General features: G+C 71.3%; 14 protein-coding genes. 4 read left to right on the forward strand and 10 right to left on the reverse strand.

Going from position 1 to position 18,570, the window contains the following annotated elements:
* Positions 1-39: 39 nt before the first annotated feature.
* Positions 40-3,096 carry a serine/threonine-protein kinase gene (locus OEB96_RS20635; RefSeq protein WP_266218082.1) on the reverse strand — a complete coding sequence of 1,019 codons (3,057 nt, stop codon included), beginning with the start codon at positions 3,094-3,096 and terminating at the stop codon, positions 40-42.
* 159 nt (positions 3,097-3,255) lie between these two features.
* Between OEB96_RS20635 and OEB96_RS20640 the strand changes: the two genes are divergently transcribed.
* Entirely contained in the window at positions 3,256-4,377 is a 1,122-nt protein-coding gene (locus OEB96_RS20640; RefSeq protein WP_266218083.1) for a sensor histidine kinase, read from the forward strand.
* 38 nt (positions 4,378-4,415) lie between these two features.
* Positions 4,416-5,222 (forward strand): LytR/AlgR family response regulator transcription factor, encoded by an 807-nt coding sequence (locus tag OEB96_RS20645; protein ID WP_266218084.1) that lies wholly within the window; start codon positions 4,416-4,418, stop codon positions 5,220-5,222.
* Positions 5,223-5,226: 4 nt separating this feature from the next.
* Here OEB96_RS20645 and OEB96_RS20650 read toward each other — a convergent pair whose 3' ends face one another.
* On the reverse strand, positions 5,227-6,360 hold the full coding sequence (locus OEB96_RS20650; RefSeq protein ID WP_266218085.1) for a tetratricopeptide repeat protein: 1,134 nt from the start codon (positions 6,358-6,360) through the stop codon (positions 5,227-5,229).
* A 53-nt stretch (positions 6,361-6,413) separates the two neighbouring features.
* Between OEB96_RS20650 and OEB96_RS20655 the strand changes: the two genes are divergently transcribed.
* Entirely contained in the window at positions 6,414-8,048 is a 1,635-nt protein-coding gene (locus OEB96_RS20655; protein ID WP_266218086.1) for a serine/threonine-protein kinase, read from the forward strand.
* Positions 8,049-8,083: 35 nt separating this feature from the next.
* Here the strand turns inward: OEB96_RS20655 and OEB96_RS20660 are convergent, their stop codons facing one another.
* From OEB96_RS20660 to OEB96_RS20670, 3 genes are all read right to left on the reverse strand, one after another.
* On the reverse strand, positions 8,084-8,797 hold the full coding sequence (locus OEB96_RS20660; protein ID WP_266218087.1) for a proprotein convertase P-domain-containing protein: 714 nt from the start codon (positions 8,795-8,797) through the stop codon (positions 8,084-8,086).
* Between the two features lie 143 nt (positions 8,798-8,940).
* Complete coding sequence (locus OEB96_RS20665; protein ID WP_266218088.1) at positions 8,941-9,408, reverse strand: Mpo1 family 2-hydroxy fatty acid dioxygenase; 468 nt, start codon at positions 9,406-9,408, stop codon at positions 8,941-8,943.
* 13 nt (positions 9,409-9,421) lie between these two features.
* Positions 9,422-10,333 (reverse strand): ATP-grasp domain-containing protein, encoded by a 912-nt coding sequence (locus OEB96_RS20670; protein WP_266218089.1) that lies wholly within the window; start codon positions 10,331-10,333, stop codon positions 9,422-9,424.
* Positions 10,334-10,401: 68 nt separating this feature from the next.
* Between OEB96_RS20670 and OEB96_RS20675 the strand changes: the two genes are divergently transcribed.
* Positions 10,402-10,722 (forward strand): peptidylprolyl isomerase, encoded by a 321-nt coding sequence (locus OEB96_RS20675; protein ID WP_266218090.1) that lies wholly within the window; start codon positions 10,402-10,404, stop codon positions 10,720-10,722.
* Positions 10,723-10,762: 40 nt separating this feature from the next.
* On the opposite strand, the gene OEB96_RS20680 is transcribed toward OEB96_RS20675, so the two are convergent.
* Genes OEB96_RS20680 through OEB96_RS20700 form a run of 5 tightly spaced genes read right to left on the reverse strand, consistent with a single transcriptional unit; the run spans position 10,763 to position 17,569 of the window.
* Complete coding sequence (locus tag OEB96_RS20680) at positions 10,763-11,593, reverse strand: DUF1554 domain-containing protein (protein ID WP_266218091.1); 831 nt, start codon at positions 11,591-11,593, stop codon at positions 10,763-10,765.
* Between the two features lie 31 nt (positions 11,594-11,624).
* A complete protein-coding gene (locus OEB96_RS20685) occupies positions 11,625-12,653 on the reverse strand; it encodes an NAD-dependent epimerase/dehydratase family protein (RefSeq protein ID WP_266218093.1) in 1,029 nt (342 codons plus the stop codon).
* Between the two features lie 10 nt (positions 12,654-12,663).
* Complete coding sequence (locus OEB96_RS20690) at positions 12,664-14,211, reverse strand: serine/threonine-protein kinase (RefSeq protein ID WP_266218095.1); 1,548 nt, start codon at positions 14,209-14,211, stop codon at positions 12,664-12,666.
* 44 nt (positions 14,212-14,255) lie between these two features.
* Complete coding sequence (locus OEB96_RS20695; protein WP_266218096.1) at positions 14,256-14,714, reverse strand: hypothetical protein; 459 nt, start codon at positions 14,712-14,714, stop codon at positions 14,256-14,258.
* On the reverse strand, positions 14,711-17,569 hold the full coding sequence (locus OEB96_RS20700) for a serine/threonine-protein kinase (RefSeq protein ID WP_266218097.1): 2,859 nt from the start codon (positions 17,567-17,569) through the stop codon (positions 14,711-14,713). Before OEB96_RS20700 ends, OEB96_RS20695 begins: the two co-directional genes overlap by 4 nt.
* Positions 17,570-18,570: the final 1,001 nt, after the last annotated feature.

Genomic DNA, 18,570 nt, shown 5'->3' on the forward strand with positions numbered 1-18,570 from the left:
GACGCCGATGGCGCGCTCGACCAGCTGGCGCTCGGCTCGTCAGCGTCCGCGCGTGTCGTGGTTGGTGGCACCGAGGCTCGCAGGGCCGAGCTGGTCGGTCAGGCGTGGGATCTCCTGCCCGGAGAGCAGCCGCAGCCACCCTGCCTCGTCGGATGGCTCGACGGCACCCACGAGCTCGCGTGCTCGCATGGCGAGCCCACGGGCGCGGCTGGGATCCTCGCCGGTGGCCCACAGCGCACGGGCCAGCACGAGGCTGGTCTCGGCTTCGTCGAGGTCGTCGATGCCTTCGCGTGCCCGCAGCTCGTAGGCCCGCTCGAGCGACTCGATGGCCGCCGCGTGAGCGCCGAGGGCCAGGTCGCAGCGGCCCAGGCCCGTGAGTGCATAGGCGAGCATGGGGTGATCCTCGGGCAGGACCTCCTCCCAGATCGCCAGCGCCTCGGCGTAGTGCTGGCGGGCCTTGGCCGGATCGGAGAGCGTCCACAGCACGTTGGCGAGGTCGAGGGCGACGATGCCCACGTCGGGGTGCTCGGGATCGAGCTCGTCGGTCCAGATCTCGTAGGCGCGCCGCAGGTGGGCGATGGCATCGAGCGGCCGCTCTTGCTCCGCCAGCGCAACCCCGAGGTTGACCAGCGGATAGCCGAGATCTCGATGGCCCTGTCCGACGGTGTCCTCGAGCAGTGCCAGCGCATGTCGGTGCAGGGCCTCGGCGCGATCGAGCTCCTCCTGCTGGCGCGCGAGCAATCCCTGGCGATCGAGCACCGCGGCGAGCTCCCTGCGCTGCCAACGGCTGGTGTCCGGCGGTGGCGCGCCCTGGGGCTCGTCGGTGGCGCGGGTGGGATCGAGGAGCCAGCGCGCGCGCAGCAGGGTCGCCTCGGCCTGCAGGGACAGGCCGGCGCCGAGCATGGTCCCTCCCATGCGGGCGAGGGTGGCCCCCACCCATGGGTGCTGGGCGCCCAGCGTCTGCTCGTGCAGCGCCAGCGCCTTCTCGAACGCGGGCTGAGCCTCGTCGAAGCGGCCCAGACCGTGGAGCGCGGAGCCGAGGCTCTGCCAGGCCAGCGCCAGCGCCAGCGCGGATGCGGGATCGTCCTCGTGCTCGCGCAGCAGCTCGAGCGCACGCTCGAGGTGCTCGCGGGCCTCGTCGAAGCGGCCCTGATCGAGCTCGATCGAGGCGCGCCACGTGGCCAGGCGCGCGCGCATCCCCGGCGGCTCGTGAGCGCGCACGATGGCGGTCTCGGCGGCGAGGCCGGCCCGGTGCCCCTCGTCGTACTGTTCGAGGCGCTCGCCGACCACCCTCGTCATCTCGACCCAGGCCTCGGCCTCGAGCGCGGGGCGTCGGCCCGAGGCCGCCTGCAAGACGACCGGCCGTAGACTCCGCTCCGCGCGACCGGGCTCGTCCTGCCGGTCGAGGGCGAGGGCGAGCACGAGGCTGGCCTCGGCCTCGAGCCCCGGATCGGCGAGCGCGGCCACCGACTTGCGCAGGGGCTCGGCGATGCGGGCGGCCTCGGCGGCGGCGCCGGTGTGGAGCAGGGCCCGAGCCTGGGCCATCGTGCTACGCAAGGTCTCGAGCCGCTGGCGCGCGTCGAGAGACTCGGGAGGGCTGCGGTCCGACAGCGACAGCTCGAGCTCGGGATGCTTGCAGCGCGAAGGGTCGGGGAGCGCGGAGGCGGCGGACACGGCCGAGGTCACCGTCGCGGCGTCGGCCTCGAGCAGGCGTACCACGAGCGCGTCGAGATCGCGACGCTGCACGTCGAGGCAGCGAATGCCCGGCAGCGCCTCGGGAGCCGCCGAGGGCTCGGGCAGCTCCGTGTGACACACGTCGAGCCAGTGCTGGGACCAGCGCACGGTCCATGCATCGAGCAGGCGTACGGTGGTCTGACCCGAGGTGTCTGCGTAGGGCAGGCTGGTGGTCGAGAACGCCTCCCGAAGCCTCTCGCGCTGGGCCGAGCCCCAGCCCTCGACGAGGTGCGCGTCATCGTCTTCGCACGGATCGGAGGGCGGGGGGCGAGTGGCCAACCCCACCCCCGCCACGGCCACGAGCATCGCCACCGCCACCGCCACGCCGAGCCACGGTCGGCGGTTCTGGGGAGGATCGCGCTGGAGCTCGGCGAGCAGCGCGTCCATCGAGGGGTAGCGGTCGAGCGGATCGACCGAGAGCCCGCGCATGACGACCGCGTGCAGCCATGATGGCACGCGGGTGTGCCTGGGAGGGGCGCGCACCTTGCCCTCGAGCACGTTCATGGCCAGCGTCGCGACGCTGGTGCCCGCGAACGGGCGCTGGCCGTAGAGCGCCTCGTAGAGCGCGACGCAGAACCCGAATTGATCGACGAGGGGATCGGCGGCGGACCCCTCGTGCTGCTCGGGTGCCATGTAGGCCGGCGTGCCCACCACCGCGCCCGTGCGGGTGAGGACGACGTCGGCTCGGGCCGAGTCCCGGGCCGGGTCCCGGGTCGAGTCCCGGGTCGAGTCGTCGGGTGCCCTCGGGGACTGGGCGTCGGTGATCTTGTCGGCCGCCTGGCGGGCCAGGCCGAAGTCCATCACCAACACGCGTCCGTCGCGACCGATGAGCACGTTGTCGGGCTTGAAGTCGCGGTGCACCAGGCCGGCCGCGTGCGCGGCCGCGAGTCCTCGGCCCGCCTTCACGAACACGTCGACGATCTCGGTCCACTCGCGGGGGTTCTGCGCGAGCCAGCCCCGCAGGGTCGGGCCGTCGATGAACTCCATGGCGATGAACACCCGGCCCTCGAACGTGCCCACGTCGTACACGGTGATGACGTTGGGGTGCGAGAGCTTGCCCATGGCCTGGGCCTCTCGCATCAGCCGCTTGTATCCGTCGGTGTTGGTCCCGGGCTTGGCCCGCGCGTGCAGCACCTTGAGCGCGACCTTGCGATCGAGCTCCGCGTCGAAGGCCGCGTAGACCACGCCCATTCCGCCGGAGCCCACGCGATCGAGCACCATGTAGCGGCCGGCCTTGGTGCCACTTTGCAGCACCTCCTCCTGGTCGGGCTCCGGCGACACGTCCTCGACGCCGCTGGGCGCGGTGGCCTCGAGGTCGGCGTCGTCGCCCGACGACGGCCCTTGCTGCTCGTGTGGTCCCATCGCCCGCCGACCCAGGATGCCGCACGCGAGCGGGGCGAACAACGTGTGCGACGGTCGGCGGGGGGTCCGCGACCGTTGGCGCGCGTGCGGCGACCGCTCGCAGCCACCCCGGTCCCACCCGTCCGCGGTCGCGGGCATGATGGGGCAGGTGACTGGCCCTTGACCCTCGCGACCGAAGCCGCTGCCGACTCCCTCGCTGGTCCGGGGGATGCCCCGGACGACTCACCGGATCGCTCGCTGCTGCGCAGCACCCTGCGGGCGTTGATCCATCCGCGTCGGCTCGTGCCGATCGTGCTGCTGGGCGCGGTGCTGGTGGTCGCCCAGGATCGATTCTCCCGCGACCCGGCGGCCGCACCCCTGGGCGCGCTGATGTGCCTGGTGTTCCTGCTGGTGGCGCCCGTGTCGTGGCGGGCTCTGTTTCCGCCCTCGCTCGACGCCCCGCCCACGTTTGCCGCTCCGTTCGGACGCCTCTTGGTCTATGGCCTCACGGGCGCCGGCACCGTGCTGCTGGTGGGGTGGGCGCTGCCGCAGCGGCTGGGGATCGGCCCGACCTTCATGACCTCCGACGTGAGCCTGTTGGTCTCGCTGGCGCTGTTCTGGGTGGGCGGCTATGGCCTGGGTCGCGACATCGATCTCGAGTCGAGCCTGGCCCTCGAGCGAGCGCGGGTGCGCCGGCTGGCGGCCGAGGCCGAGCGCGCCCAGCTGCTGGCGCTGCGCAGCCACCTCGATCCACACTTCCTGTTCAATACCCTCAATGCCATCGCCGAGTGGTGTCGCGAGGATGGCGAGGTGGCCGAGCAGGCCACGCTGCGGCTCTCGGACATGCTGCGCACGGTGCTGGAGGCGACGCGACAGCCGAGCTGGCCGCTGCGTCGCGAGCTCGAGCTGTCGCGTACGCTGCTCGACCTCCACCGGATCCGCGACCCCGAGCGCTTCACGCTGCAGATCGAGGGCGCCGATGATCCACCCCAGGTTCGCGTGCCGCCGATGATCCTGCTGCCGCTGGTGGAGAACGCCGCCAAGCACGGGCCGAACGCGGGGCATCGCGGGCCGATCGCGCTGCGGGTGCGAACCGAAGCCGAGCGGCTACGGATCGAGGTGGACAACCCCGGGCGCTTCGATGGCGAGCGGGTCGGCGGGGAGGGGCTGCGGCAGGTTCGGCGGCGCCTGGCCCATGCCTACGGGGCCGCGGCGTCGCTCCACGTACGCGCGCATGGCGAGCGAACGGTCGCATGCATCGAGCTGCCGCTCGACGTGGAGGGGCCGCGTGCCAATACCTGAGCCTCATCGGCTCGTTCTCAGCGATGATGACCATGATCATGACCGAGACCCTCGACGACACCTCCTTGGCCCTGCGCGTGATCGCAGCCGACGACGAGCTGGTGGCACGCAAGCGTCTGGCTCGCTTGCTCGGTGCCATGCCCGGGGTGGAGCTGCTCGAGTGCCACGCCGAGGCCGATGCGGTGCTGCGTGCGGTGGCCGAGCAGCCCGTGGACGTGCTTGTGCTCGACATCCAGATGCCGGGGCTGACGGGGCTCGAGCTGCACGCGCTGCTGCCCCAGCCCGCGCCCTATGTGATCTTCGCCACCGCCCATCCCGAGCACGCGGTGCAGGCGTTCGAGCTGGGCGCGGTGGACTACGTGCTCAAGCCCATCGAGGCGGGTCGGCTGGGCAAGGCGATCGAGCGTGCGCGCGCGGTGGTACGGACCCGGCGAGCCTCGGCGTCCTCCGGGGCTGCGATCGCCGTCGGGATGGGTGGCCTCGGGAGCGACGTGGGGGGCGAGCGCGACGTCACCCTGCCGCGGCTGCCCGTGACCACCCGCGAGGGCGTGGTGCTGCTCGACCCGATGACGCTGAGCCACGCGGTGTTCGATGGCACGTTGGTCACCCTGTTCACCCGCGATGGTCGCCGGCACCTGACCGACGCCAGCTTGCAGGAGCTGGGGGCGCGGCTGCCCGCCGATCGCTTCGTGCGGGCGCATCGTCGCGCGCTGCTCAACCTGCACGAGGTCGCGATCTTGCGACCGACCGACTCGGGGGGATACCTGGCGGTCACCCATGCGGGCGAGGAAGTCCCGGTGTCCCGTCAGACGGCGCGTAGGCTACGGCGCGCGCTGGGCCTGTGAGCCGTCAGGGGGACTGGCGGCGTGCGGTGGCGCGGTCGGCCGTGCGTTGGGACCAGCGGCCGCGGAGCCACGCGGTCACGCCCGCGCTCAGCAGGGGGAGCGCCGCGGTGAAGCTGGCGACGGAGGTGTTGCCCAGGGTCTGGACGGTGCCGAGCGCATGGTCGTTGGAGGGGGACAGCGAGCCCCAGCGCGAGGCGGCGAGCGCTCCGGTGAGCGTGCCGAACACCACGGCCGCGGAGCCGAGGGCCATCGTGGTGCCGATCACCCCGGCCCGCACGTGCCTGCGGTCGAGGCTCGGGGCCTCGGCGAGCGCGAGCACGACCGCGGCGGAGCTCGCCCCCGCGAGCACGACCGCCGGTGCCAGCAGCGAGGGACGAGCGCGCCAGCTGGCGGTGCAGGGCTCACCGGGAGGGCAGTGCTGCTCGATCTGGAGGCTGGCCGTGGCCAGAGCCACGCCGGTTGCCCCGGTGAGCGCACCCATGCTCAGCAGGGCCACGCTGCGTCGGCCCGGACGGCGGACGTGATCGTCATGGCCGCTCGGGGTGGTCACCGGCGTCGTCGTCTGGGTCTGATCCTCGGTGGGCTCGGGCTCTCGTTGGACCACCACGGGGGGATCGAGGGCATCCGCTTCGCGGAGGAGGGCGTCGCGTCGCGCCTCGAACCAGGTCCGGCCCTCGGGCTCGAGCGCCGCGAGCTCGAGGTAGGCGCTCACGTCGGTCGCGGCCAGTCGCAGGAGCTCGGCGTGGACCCGGCGTTGGGCCGCGTCCTCGCGGCCGGACTGCTCGGCGAGCGCGACCCGGATCTGAGCCCGCTCGAGGTAGGCCGCGGCTTCTTGGGGCGCAAGCGAGATCGCCACCGAGACCTCGGCCTCGGCCGAGGTGAGATCGCCGGCAGCCGCGAGAGCCTGGGCGCGGTCGAGGTGGATGAGAGGATCGAAGTCCGGTGCGGGTTCGGCTGGCGTTGGATCCTCGGGATTCGGCCCTTTGGAGCCGTCGGCGGGGGCGCCCGGATCGACGCCCTCGCCCGAGGCCCCCTCGAGCTCGACGGGCGCGTCGTGGGTCGGGGGGGGACCGATCCACGCGGTTCCAGCGGCCAGGGTCGCGTGGGCGAAGAGCAGCAGCGATCCGAATGGGCTCACGGGCGGGGTCCTCCTCGCGGCAATGGACCGCAGGCTGCTACCATCGCGGGGCGATGACGACCACGGAGGCCGAGGCCGTCGAGGCGCCGGACATCGGCCCCGGTATGGTGCTTGGGGAGCGCTATCGCTTGATCCGCTTGCTCGGCGAGGGCGGCATGGGTCGCGTGTACCTCGCCGACGACGAGACGACCGGAGACCCGGTGGCGGTGAAGGTGCTCGTCGACGATCGCTTCATTCCCAAGGCGACCGAGCGCTTCGAGCGAGAGGCCCAGAGCATTGCGCGCATCGAGCACGAGAACGTGGTGAAGGTGAGCGACGTGGCCCAGGGCCCGCGCGGGGGGCTCTACTACGTGATGGAGTACCTCGACGGCGAAGAGCTCGCGACCACGCTCGAGCGCGAGGGGCCGCTGCCGTGGTGGAGGGTCCAGCACCTCGGGCTGCAGATCTGCAGCGCGCTCCAGGCCACGCACGAGGCCGGGGTGGTGCACCGCGACCTCAAGCTCGAGAACTGCTTTCGCGTGACCCGCGGGGACGACCGCGACTTCATCAAGATCCTCGACTTCGGGGTGGCCAAGCTGCTCGGGCCTGCCGTGGATCAGGGCGGGCGCTTGACCAATACCGGAGCCACGCTGGGCACGCCCGTCTACATGGCGCCCGAGCTGTGTCGAGGCAAGCGCGTCGATCATCGCGTCGACATCTATGCGCTCGGCGTGATGCTCTACGAGCTGCTGGCCGGGATCCCGCCCTTCGAGGGCGAGGGCTTCCTCGACGTGGCGCTGCTGCACATGAACGAGCCGCCGCCGCCGCTGTCGGGGCGGCTGCTGCCCGAGGAGCTGCCGCCGGGCCTCGAGGCGGTGGTGATGCGGGCGCTGGCCAAGGACCGTGAAGATCGCTTCCCCACCATGGCGGCGATGGCTCGAGCGCTGCAGCAAGTGGGCAGCGACGATCCACCCGCGGTGACCATGAGCCAGCCCTCCGAGCCGGTCGTGGCGGCAGGCGGCACCCTGCCGGCGGTGGCGAGCGCCGACGACTGGAGCGCGGCCGCGGTCGGTCGCACCGAGGTGGCTCCCGTGGAGGCCAGCGGCGGCTTCACGCCGGTGCCGATGCACGAGTCGGTCTCCGAGCCCATCGCCACGGGGTTGGGTGTCGGTCGGGCGTGGCCATGGCTGCTCGGGGGGCTGCTCTTGGTGGGTGCCCTGGTGGCGTGGTGGATGACCGCCCAGTCGGGAGAGCCCGAGGTTCCCTCCGAGGTGGTGGTGCCGGCGGTCGACGAGGGTCCGGCCGAGGCGGCCTCGACCGGGACCGTGCCGGTGCTCGAGGCCGTGGGCAGCACGTCGGGACGGACGAGCGAGGGCTCGTCGAGCGGCGAGATCGACAGCGGCAGCGGAGCGAGCGGGGATCGACGCCAGCCACGAGGGTTGTCGAAGGCCCAGGTCGACGCCGCCCTGCGTGGGATCCAGCCTCGCGTGTCCACGTGCGCCGGCAAGCTCACCGGCGCGGAGCCAGGGGATCGCGCGCGGGTCACCTTGAAGGTCGATCGCGCCAGCGGCAAGGTGCTGGCGGCCACCGCTGCGGTCACCCGCGGCGGCACGGCGGTCCAGGGCTGTGTGGTTCGCGAGCTTCGCCGGGCCGTGTTCCCGCGCGGGGGCAGCGGGGTGCAGCAGATCAAGCGCACGATCACGCTGTAGCCCGGCGTCGTCGCGGCCGTGGCGAAGGGCGAGCACTAGGGGCCCTCCACGGTGAGCGTGATACAGGCCTGATCGATCGAGCCCGCCTGCTGCGGCGAGACATCGGTGACCTCGACGATCCAGGTGCCCACCACCGGGGCGGCGAGCAGCGGTGCGAGGGCGTCGAGCGGCTCCACGTTGCCGTAGATGGCGGCCAACCCCGGCTCCGTACACGCCTCTTCGGCCGATTGCCCTGCGTCGTCGTCGAAGATCGCCTCGAGTCCGGCGCCGCTGCAGGTTGGGGTGTCGAGCAGGCTCACCACGGTGCCATCGGGGGCGCGCATCCGCACGCGGAGCTCGGAGACCTCGGGGTGCTGGATGCGGATGGCGACGTCGAGGTCGAGCACCCCGGCGTGGGCTGGCACCTCGATCGCGGCCGCGGCCCAGGTGCCGTCCTCGGGGATCTCGAGCAGGGGATCGCCACAGATCGGGATCGACACGAGCATCTCGCCCGTGGAGGTCGAGTCCTCGGTGGGGCCCGAGCTCGTGAGCATGTCGATGTCGACTTCGCCCGTGTCCTGCGACGACGTGCCCGGGTTGCTCGTGCCATCGGGCTGCTCGGTGCCGCTGCTCGTGGTGATGCCGTCTTCGTCTGCGGTGGTGCCCGTGGAGACATCACCGACGGGCAGCTCGACGATCGTGCCGCAGCCGCTGCCACCACCGATGAGGGCCGAGAGGAGCAACACCCCGAAATGTCGCCAGTCGAGCATGGACGCGTGCCTACCCTAGCAAGGGGAACCGGGCCATTGTAGCCCTGGCGCGGTGCATCAGGCCCGAGCCAGGGCTGGTTGACGACTGACAACCTCGCGGGTCGAGGTGATCGGAAGACGGTGTTCTGCTGCCGTACGAGCGATCAGTATGCGATTCCGAGCCGACGATAGACGAAGCCCAGCAGCCACAGCGGTCCGACGAGTAGGAACTGTAGGTCCTCGAAGAACGATGGTTTCTTGCCCTCGATCTGGTGGCCGATGAACTGACCGATCCATGCCAGCACGAAGATCGCGAGCGATGAGGCCCAAAGCGGCACGGGGAGTGCTTGCAGGGCGAATGCCGCGGCGAGCATGGCCGAGCCGAGCAGCAGCATGCCGAGCGCCAGGCGGACCGAGACGGTCGCGTACCACACGAGCGCCAGGGCGAGGAGGATCGATGCCGGGTTGAGCCACGGCGAGCCGAGCCGCACGGGGATCGCCATCAGCATGCCGAGCAGGCTGATGACGATGAACGGGATGCAGACCCAGTGGATCGCCTTGTTCAACGGGTTGCGGTGCGAGTGCCCGTACTGCTGGAACCATTGATCGGCGGTCTTGGGAGGCGTCTTCATGGCTGGCGCGCCATCATAGCAGGCGGGCGATCGCAGCGGCCAGCCGGGTCGCGGCGGGGGGCTCCCGGCGAAACCATAGCTCTGGTTCCACCAGCTCGAGCTCCATCACCGCGGGCGAGCCGTCGGCGGTGCGGACCATGTCCACGCGGCCGTAGAGGGGCGCCGGGTCGCAGGCGGCGATGGCTCGCTCGGCGAGCGCCACCTCCTGGGCGGAGGGCTCGTGGGGGTGCACGCTGCCGCCGTGATCGTCCTGCACGCGAAAGTCCCCCGGCTTGGGGACCTTGCACAGCGCGTGGGTCACCCGACCGTCGATCACCGCCAGCGTGACCTCGCCGCGCTCGATCACGTCGCGCTGGAACGGCTGCAGCAGCATGGCTTGCTCGCGCAGGCGCTCGGCCCATTGCGGCTGGTGATCGACGGCCGTGTCCGCGCGTACCCGGTAGGTGTGTCGTGCGGCGCCCGAGATGGCGGGCTTGATCACCGCTTCGTCCAGCCCGTGCGTGCGCAGCTGCTCGGCCAGCGGGGTGGGATCGCCTCGCTCGACGAACACCGTGGGCACGATCGCCACGCCGCGGGCCCGAAGATCGGCGAGGTAGTGCTTGTCCACGTTCCAGCGCACCAGCGCCGGAGGGTTCAGCAGGCGGGTCCGGGTGCTCACGCGCTCGAGCCAGGCCGAGAACTCGGCGAAGCGATCGCAGTAGTCCCAGGTGGTCCGCAGCACGGCGGCGTCGAAGCGCTCCCACGGGGTCGAGGCGCGCGACCAGCTCACGCGCTCGGTCGCGATCCCGTGCGCCGCGAGGGCCTCGGTCACGAGGCGATCCTCCTCGAGGATGTTGTCCGTGTACCAGTGGCCCGGGGCCGGGTGCTCGTAGCGATCCTCGGTGATCAAGGCCACGGTGGCACGAACGGGGCTCGAGGGCGGCATGCCGCCGTCTCATAGCACGACGTCTCCGCTCGCGACGGGCCTGGTCGATCGCGGTATGATCGCGCGGCATGTCCAGCTCCGTTCGCGCCTCTCACATCCTGCTCATGTACAAGGGGTCCTCGCGGTCCTCGGCCACGCGCTCCAAGGAGGAGGCGCAGCAGCAGATCCAGGCGATCCACGGCCAGCTCCAGCAAGGGGGAGACTTCGCCGGCCTCGCGCGCCAGCACTCCGACTGCCCCTCGTCGGCCAAGGGAGGCGACCTCGGACAGTTCGGCCGCGGACAGATGGTCAAGCCGTTCGAAGACGCGGCCTTCGGGATGGAGGTCGGTCAGGTCAGCGAGGTGGTGGAGACGCAGTTCGGCTATCACATCATCCAGCGCACCGGCTGAGCGGGCTGAGAGCGGCTGAGCCGGTGGGCCAGCTCCGAGTTCAGCCCTGCTCGAAGCAGTAGAGCCGCAGTCCGGCTCCGCACGTGGGGGTGATGTTGTCGGTCCACGCGGTGGTCGTGGTGGCCGACGAGCCGCAGCGTCCGGTCAGCGGCGAGGCGCCTTGCGTCCAGTCGATGCAGTGGACGGGGGCCGCGGTGCCGTCGGCGAGGGTGCCGGTCCACACGTCGCCGAACACCATGGTCCCGGTCTCGTCCACGTCGATCGGAGCGTCGAGGCTGCCGTCGAGCAGGTCGGCGAGGTCGGTCGCGATGATGGTGCCGTCGACCAGGACGTAGGGCGCACCCGTGGGGTCGATGCGGGCCGCGGCATCCTCGGTGTCGGTCGAGAGCCACGCGGTGAAGGTCCCGCCGAGGCCAGCGGCGGTGGCGAGGTCGTTGCAGAGCGTGTCGGCGCCCGCCGTGCCTCCGTAGGCACCGTTGTGGGTCTGGCTGGTCACGAACACGCGCAGCGGATGGAGTCCGACGCCGGTGGTGGTGGAGTCGGAGGTGGTCGCGTCGGAGGTGCTGCTGGGGTTGGTGGTGCTGGTGCCGGGTTCGGTGGTGGTGGTGTCGGTGTCGGACGTGCCGACGTCGGAGGTGCTCGTGTCGGCGGCGGTGGAGCCGGGCCCGGTGGAGGTGGACCCGAAGGTCGTCGTGGACTCGGCCGTGGTGCTCGTCGATGACGACGTGCCCCCGGTGGGCGCGGTCGAGGACGAGGACGTGGACGAGGAGCCTGCGTCGGTCTCGGTCGACGCGGGGGCCAGGTGAGGCGGCGGTGGAGCGCACCCCGTGAAGGTCAGCCCGACGGCGATCGTACCGAGCACGCGGCGCATGACGAGCAGCATACCCCCGGCTCGCCCCGGCCTAGCCCTGGGGCTCGAGGCCAGCGCGTAGCTCCTCGAGGGTGAAGCGCTCGGCGAGCCCGAACAATCCGGGTCGACGCTCGTGGGGCGGCAGGCGCTCCCAGGCCCGGACCGCCGCGACCACGCCGAGCGCGGTCGATTGCTGGCCATCGTCGAAGCTCAGGCCCTGGCTGCGCTCGTGGGGCGTGCCGCGATCGGCCACCGCCACCAGCTGCACTCGGGTCTCCACCCGGCGCAGCAGCCAGGCCCGCAGGAGGATCATCTGCCAGGTCAGCAGCCACACGAGCGGTCGCCTGGCGAAGCGCAGCAGCCAGGCCATCCACGCCAGCGCGCCGAAGTCGAAGCGCAGCCACGCGGGCACCAGGGCGAAGTAGGTGGTGACCGTGGGCACGCCCGTGCAGCGCTCGATGAGCGTCGTGTCGGGGAGCGCGAAGTTGTTGGCGGGCGCCGGCTGGCCGTCGAACGTCAGGGTGGCGGCGGGGCCCATGGCCGAGCGCGAGGTCGTGCGCTTGCCGTGTTCGTAGCGCAGGGCCGGCACGAACAGGCTCTCGGCCATGAGCGCGCAGTTGGCCCGGCCCGCGCCCGACAGCGGCGACAGGCGGATGCCGAGCTCGAGGCGCTGGCAGCCGTGCTCGCCGGACTCGGCCACCGCACGGGCCAGCGCCGTGCTCAGCCCCGGAAACACCCCGACCCCGACGAAGACCTCGCCCTTGGAGTCCTGGGGGACCGGCATCGCGAGCAGTCGCTCGGTGCCGACGAGGTCGGCGCCCATCTCCATCCAGGTGCCTCCGTGCGCGAGCACGTGGGCGATGGCGGCATCGGGCGGAGCGCCCACGCTGTCGCTGCAGTTGACCACGAGCTCGAAGTCGGCGAGGGCGGCGAAGGTGGTGGGATCGGTGAGATCGAGCACCACTGCGCCCGGGCGGGGGCGTCGGCTGGCGCGCGTGACCTCGTGGCCGCGCTCGCGCAGGGCCTGGGCCACACGCGTGCCGTAGAAGCCGAAGCCACCGAGGATCAGGATCGTGGTCATGGAGGGGGCGTCAGCGCGAGCGCTTGGTGCGGTCGAGCTGGATCTCGAGGCGACGCGTGCGCTGAGGCGTGACCACGACGGTGCGGGACTCGTAGCCGGGCGCCTGCACGCGGATGCGTAGATCGGCCGCGGAGCGCGGGACTCGGATCGGCCGCTCGGTGGTGCGCACGTCGTCGACGTAGATCTCGGCGTCCTTGGGGACCGTGTCGACCAGCAGCAACACGGGCTGATCGGCGTCCTCGGGGCGCGCGGCGGGATCCTCGGGCGGCTGCGCCTCGAGGAACTCGGGGAGCGCGGGGACCTCGGGCACGGCCTGCCCGATCGGCTCGCGGTAGATCCAGGCGACCGTGCCCAGTGCGACCAGCACGGCGAGCGCGAGCAACGGCAGCGCGAGCGAGCGACGGCGCTTCGGGATCGCAGAGGGCTCGGGGGGTGGTGGACGCTCGACCTCGAGCTCGAACTCGGGATCGGGCGGGGGGCGGAACCGCGAGGGATCGCGGGCTGGCGGCGCGGGCTCTCGATCGTCGTCGGCGCTGGTTTCGTGATCGTCTGCGGGTGGAGGCAGGGGCGGCAGGTCCACGCGCTCGTCGAGGTCCACGAGGCTCTCGGTGGAGATCGACGCGGGCAAGGAGGGCGCACCGGCGGACGGGCGGGGGCTCGCCGAGGGATCGTGAGGCGCCGCCGGCTCGGGCGCCGCGGCTGCGAGCGCGTCGGCGAGCTGCTGCATCGACGGCGGGCGGCGCTCGGGTTTCTTCTCGAGGCAGCGCAGGATGAGTCGCTCGACGCTCGAGGGGATCGAGGGCTCGATGCTGCGCGGCTCGGGCGGGGGCTTGGTCAGGTGCTGGGCCAGCACCTGGGTGGTGGAGCCGGTGAACGGCAGCCGACCCGTGAGCACGCGGAACATCAGCACGCCGAAGGCGTAGACATCGGAGCGCGGGTCCTCGGAGCTCCCCTCGGCCTGCTCGGGCGCGAGGTAGGCCAGGGTGCCCACGATCTCGCCGGTCGCGGTGAGCTCGTCGGCCACCGTGCGTTCCTCGGCGGAGAGCTTGGCGATCCCGAAGTCGACCACCTTGACTCGCTCGCCGCCGCCCTCGGGATCGGGCACGAGCACGCAGTTGGAGGGCTTGACGTCGCGGTGCACCACCCCGGCCGCGTGCGCGGCCTGCAGCGCGTGGGCGATCTGGAGCAGGAGCGGCTGGGCGCGGGGCCACGGCAGGCGGCCCTCGTGTTCGAGCCGCTCACCGAGATCATGGCCGAGCAGCAGCTCCATCACGAAGAACGCGTGGTCGCCGACGATCGCCACGTCGTGGATCTCGACCACGCCCGGGTGCACGACCTTGCTGGCGGCTCGGGCTTCGCGAAGGAAGCGCTTGCGCGCGGCCGGGTTGGCGGCGCGGTCGGAGTGCAGCACCTTGATCGCGACCTGGCGGTCGATGAGCTCGTGCTGCGCGAGGTAGACCGAGCCCATGCCGCCCGCGCCCAGACGCCGGAGCAAGCGGTGACGACCGAGCACGGTGCCGCTGAGATCGGGCTCGTTCGGGGGCGGGGCGGAGGACACGAGGGGAGGTGGATCGTAGCACGGAGGGGGCCATGGCGGCCGCCCTACGCGTCGTCGTCGTCGTCGTCCTCGCCCATGCTCGCCAACGACGAGAACACGGGCATCGAGGCGTTCCTGGAGCCGCCCCCCATCAGCTCGCGCAGGCTGCTGCGCCTTCGCTCGAGCCGGGCCTCGATGCGGGCGAGGCGTTGCTCGAGGTTCTTCTTGCGGTTGCGGACATAGTACACCGCGACGTCGACGAACGCATCGATGCCGAAATCGGTGATGGCCTCCCAGAGGCCCGGTGGATTGATCCGCTCGTCGAGCTCTTCCTTGACCCTCTGGATCAGGTGGTCGTCGGTCGCCGCGCTGCCGGTTCGCTGCTGGACCGCCTCGACGATGGTCTTGAGGCCCTTGTGGCGGACCTCGTCGAAGCGAGCGATTCCTGCGAGGCGCTTCTTGATGCTGTCGCGTCGCTTCTCGAGGCGGGTGATGGCTTGCGTGGTCCTCTGTGCAGTGGTCATGGTGGCCTCGTGATCGAGGATGGTACAGGATGCGCGAGCGCCTCGGTGGCTCGCTCGACCAGCGACTTGGCGTCGGCCTCGAGCTCGGGATCTCCGGGTGACCTACGGCTGAGCGCTTCCATGGCCCAGCGACCCGAGGCAAGCGCATCGTCGGTGCGGCCGAGGGCGAGCTGGGCCCGACCCAGCCTCACATGGGAGCTGGCAACCAGCGGGTGCTCCTCGCCCAGCACCTCGGTGCGGATCGCCAGCGCACGCGCGTGGCGTTCGGCGGCCTCCTCGGGGGCACCCTGCTCGAGCGCGAGGTCGCCGAGCGAGGCGTGGGCCAGCGCGATCTTGGGGTGACGGTCGCCGAGGCTGCGCTCCCAGGTGTCGAGGCTGCGCTGGTAGTCGCGACGTGCCGCCTCGGGCTCACCGAGGGTCTGGTGGAGCCGGCCGAGGTTCAGCAGGGCGCTGCCCACGTGGGGGTGATCCTCGCCGAAGGCGTTGCGCGACAGCGACAGCGCGCGCTCGAGGTAGGGCGTGGCGGCTCGCGGATCGTCGCCTTGCTCGAGCAGGATCCCCAGGTTGTTGACCACGCTCACCAGCATCGGATGCTCGGATCCGAGGGACTTCTCGCGGATCTCCAGGCAGCGCAGCAGCAGGGGGCGGGCCTCGTCGTTGCGATCGAGCTCGATCAGCGCCGACGCGAGGTTGTTGAGCGACGTGGCCACGTCGAGGTGGTTCGGCCCGAGCTCGCGCTCCTGGATGGCGAGGGCCTCGCGGTGCAGCTGCACCGACTCCTCGGATCGTCCCTCGTCGTCGACCATGTTGCCGAGCGCATCCATGGCCGATGCGATCTCGAGCTCGCTAGTCTGCTCCGGATCGGCCTTCCAGGCGCGCTGGAGCAGCTCGAGGGCTCGCCGCTGCTCACGGACCGCGTCGCCGTAGCGACCCCGAGCATGCAGCACCACCGCCAGGGTCCCGAGCGCATCGGCCTCCACCGTGCTCTCGGGAGCGATGCGCCGGGCCTCGGCCACGCCGGTCTGGGCCCAGCGCATGGCGTCCTCGGGTCGAGTCATGTGTCGCGCCAGGACGAACGCGAGCTGGCTGGCTGCCTGCTGGGCCAGGATCGGGTAGTCGTGCTCCACCGCGAGCGTGTGGGCTCGCGACAGATCCTCGTACGCGGCCGAGTAGTCGCCGCGACGATCGTGCAGCAAGCCGCGGCGAAACAGCGCTGCGCCCTCGATCGGGCCATGGCCGGTGGCACGCGCCCGCTCGAGCAAGGGCGCGAGCATGGTGAGTGCCTCGTCGTAGGCCTTGGCCCGCTGTCGCGCCTTGACCTCGGTGAGTCCGATCCGCAGCTGCTGGACCTCGGCCACCAGGGTGGGATCGGAGGGCATGGGGAGCTCGTCGCGCTGCGGAGCGAAGGGCTCGAGGCACTCGGCCGGGCGGGGGAGCCCGTCGACCAGCCGCAGGGCGTCGTTGGCGAGCACGCCGCTCGGGTCGGAGAGCAGCTCGATCGCGTGTTCGAGCTCCACGCGTGCGCGCTCGAGGCAGCCCATGCGGCGGTCGAGATCGTCGGCGCTGGCCTCGAGGCGCACGTGGGTTGCCTCGCAGGCCTCGGTGTAGGATGCGCTCCAGCGGTCGGCGTGGGCCTGCAGGCGCGGCTCGAGCCGAGGCCAGGTCTCCTCCAAATGGGCTGCCCCGGCGCTCTGCAGCGCCTCGCGGATCTCGGTGGCGCGAGCGGAATCCCAGATCCCCGCGAGCCGCTCCTCGGCGCCGCTGCAATCGAAGCCGGTCGAAGACGAGGGCTTCATGGCCAACCCGAGCAGTCCGAGCGCGACCACGGACGAGAGCAGCGGCAGGGCGAGGCGCCGACGCTCCCGCAGGCGCTCGAGCTGGCGCAGCAGGATCTCCATCGATGGCCAGCGATCGTCGGGGTGCGGGGCCAGGCCTCGCTGGACGATGGCCACCAGCGCAGGCGGGACCTTCACCGCGGATGGCCAGGGGGGCGGACCCGCGAGCTTGCCGCGCATGCTCGCCAGGAGCTCCGAGGAGAACGGGCGCCGACGGCACAGCGCTTCCCACAGCGACACGCAGAACGCGAATTGATCGCTGCGAGGGTCTGCCTCGTCGCCGCGATGCTGCTCGGGCGCCATGTAGGCGATCGTGCCCATGACCACGCCCTCTGCGGTGTGATCATCGGCGGTCGACTCGGGGAGCGATGCTGGAAACTGGGCCAAGTGCTGGGCTGGGTGCGGGTCGTCGGCCTGGCCATCGGCTCCGTCGGTCGGGTGCATCGAGGTGGCGCTACGGGTCGCGCGAACCAGCCCGAAGTCCATCACGCGGACCCGGCCGTCGTGGCCCACGAGCACGTTGCTGGGCTTGAAGTCGCGGTGGACGAGGCCGGCGGCGTGGGCGGCCGCGAGCCCTCGGCCGGCGGCGAGCATGTGCTCGACGAACTCTTGCCACGGGCGCGGCGTCTCGAACCACTGCCGCAGGGTCTGCCCGCTCACGTGCTCCATGGCCAGCGCAAAGCCCCCGTGCTCGTGCTCCACGCCGAACACCGCCACCACGTTGGGATGCGAGAGCTGGGCGAGCGCCCGGGCCTCGCGGAGCAGGCGACCTTCCCCGTGGCGCGCCACGTATTCGGGTCGCAGGCACTTGAGCGCGACCTCGCGACCGAGCCGAGGGTCGTGGGCGCGAAACACCACGCCCATGCCGCCCGCGCCGATCCGCTCCTGGATCACGTAGCGCCCGATGCGAGTGCCGACCGTGATCTCGGGGAGCCCCGCGCTCCGGTGAGATGCCGAAGGGCTGGTGGCGCTGACGGAATCGACCACGGTCACGCGCGTCGCGTCATCGTGCGTCGTCATCCGGCCCATCATCGCATGATCGGAGGGGGTGGATGCGGCGAGCAGGCGTGCATCGGTCTATGGTTGGTCGTGCCCACCGCGCCCATCTACAAGATCTCGCACCGCGGGTTCCCAAGTTCGCGACATTGGGGGCTTTTTCCTGGCCAGGGGGGTGGGAGGGGCGCGGAGGGGTTGTTTTGGGTGCTCGGGGGTGCTCGGGAGGATGTGGGAGGTGGTGGAGAAGCGAGGGCGTCGAGAAACGGGGCTTGAGGGGCCAGGTCTGGGCGTTCTCTGTGGGGGCGTCACGAAGTGTTCCTGCGGCAATGGGGCTCGTCACGTCTCTCTCGATGGGTGTCAAGACTCAGGTTGAGGGCTCGGTAGAGAAACCTCGCGATCCCAGCGAAGGCGCCAGACCTCGTCTGCTCGCGGACAGAAATGCCCACGAGGTGGCATGTCTGCACGAGGGCACAGGCGCTATGCACACGGAAGCGCTGGATGATGTGGCCGAGCTTCCCATCTATTGGGAGATTTCTGAGCGCCGCGTTTGCTGCTTCGGCTGGGGGAGGGTCGCCGCGCGGGCAATCGAGGTGCTTCGAACGGAGGAACTGCGCCATGCTCACCTATCTGCGGACCTATCCTTGCTTCGCTGCGTCGCCCGCATGCGCCTTCCTGACGTCGTCGCCCTTCATCCTGCCCAGCAGGAACTCGTCGAGAAGGTGGCGAAGCTTGAATGCCAAAGGAAGCCCCGAAAGGAGGTTGCGAATCAATCCGTCCGGGATTATGCACCACGTTGGGTGCCCGCTTGAGTGCGGGTTTCCCATGGAGCCATGAAACCACCGGATCCCGAGCGTCGGCCTGTCATACCAGTCCAAGGCTACGATGGCCCACCTTTCGTCTCGGTGCTTGTAGACGACCACATAGGGGCCGCCGAGCCACTCTCTAGGCCTAAAACAAGCGCTTGCGGTAGGCAGTCCGCCCGCTCACGACGCCGGGCTGCTGAGCGCGTGAGTCCCCTTCCGAAG

This window comes from Paraliomyxa miuraensis, from assembly GCF_026337845.1.
In the GTDB taxonomy this organism is placed as follows: domain Bacteria; phylum Myxococcota_A; class Polyangia; order Nannocystales; family Nannocystaceae; genus Paraliomyxa; species Paraliomyxa miuraensis.

Excerpts from the sequence above, each read along its gene's own strand:
- OEB96_RS20645 (WP_266218084.1), top strand. The coding sequence starts at position 4,416 with ATGACCGAGACCCTCGACGACACCTCCTTGGCCCTGCGCGTGATCGCA.
- OEB96_RS20660 (WP_266218087.1), bottom strand. The coding sequence starts at position 8,797 with ATGCTCGACTGGCGACATTTCGGGGTGTTGCTCCTCTCGGCCCTCATC.
- OEB96_RS20685 (WP_266218093.1), bottom strand. The coding sequence starts at position 12,653 with ATGACCACGATCCTGATCCTCGGTGGCTTCGGCTTCTACGGCACGCGT.
- OEB96_RS20695 (WP_266218096.1), bottom strand. The coding sequence starts at position 14,714 with ATGACCACTGCACAGAGGACCACGCAAGCCATCACCCGCCTCGAGAAG.
- OEB96_RS20680 (WP_266218091.1), bottom strand. The coding sequence starts at position 11,593 with ATGCGCCGCGTGCTCGGTACGATCGCCGTCGGGCTGACCTTCACGGGG.
- OEB96_RS20675 (WP_266218090.1), top strand. The coding sequence starts at position 10,402 with ATGTCCAGCTCCGTTCGCGCCTCTCACATCCTGCTCATGTACAAGGGG.
- OEB96_RS20670 (WP_266218089.1), bottom strand. The coding sequence starts at position 10,333 with ATGCCGCCCTCGAGCCCCGTTCGTGCCACCGTGGCCTTGATCACCGAG.
- OEB96_RS20665 (WP_266218088.1), bottom strand. The coding sequence starts at position 9,408 with ATGAAGACGCCTCCCAAGACCGCCGATCAATGGTTCCAGCAGTACGGG.
- OEB96_RS20635 (WP_266218082.1), bottom strand. The coding sequence starts at position 3,096 with ATGGGACCACACGAGCAGCAAGGGCCGTCGTCGGGCGACGACGCCGAC.
- OEB96_RS20655 (WP_266218086.1), top strand. The coding sequence starts at position 6,414 with ATGACGACCACGGAGGCCGAGGCCGTCGAGGCGCCGGACATCGGCCCC.
- OEB96_RS20700 (WP_266218097.1), bottom strand. The coding sequence starts at position 17,569 with ATGACGACGCACGATGACGCGACGCGCGTGACCGTGGTCGATTCCGTC.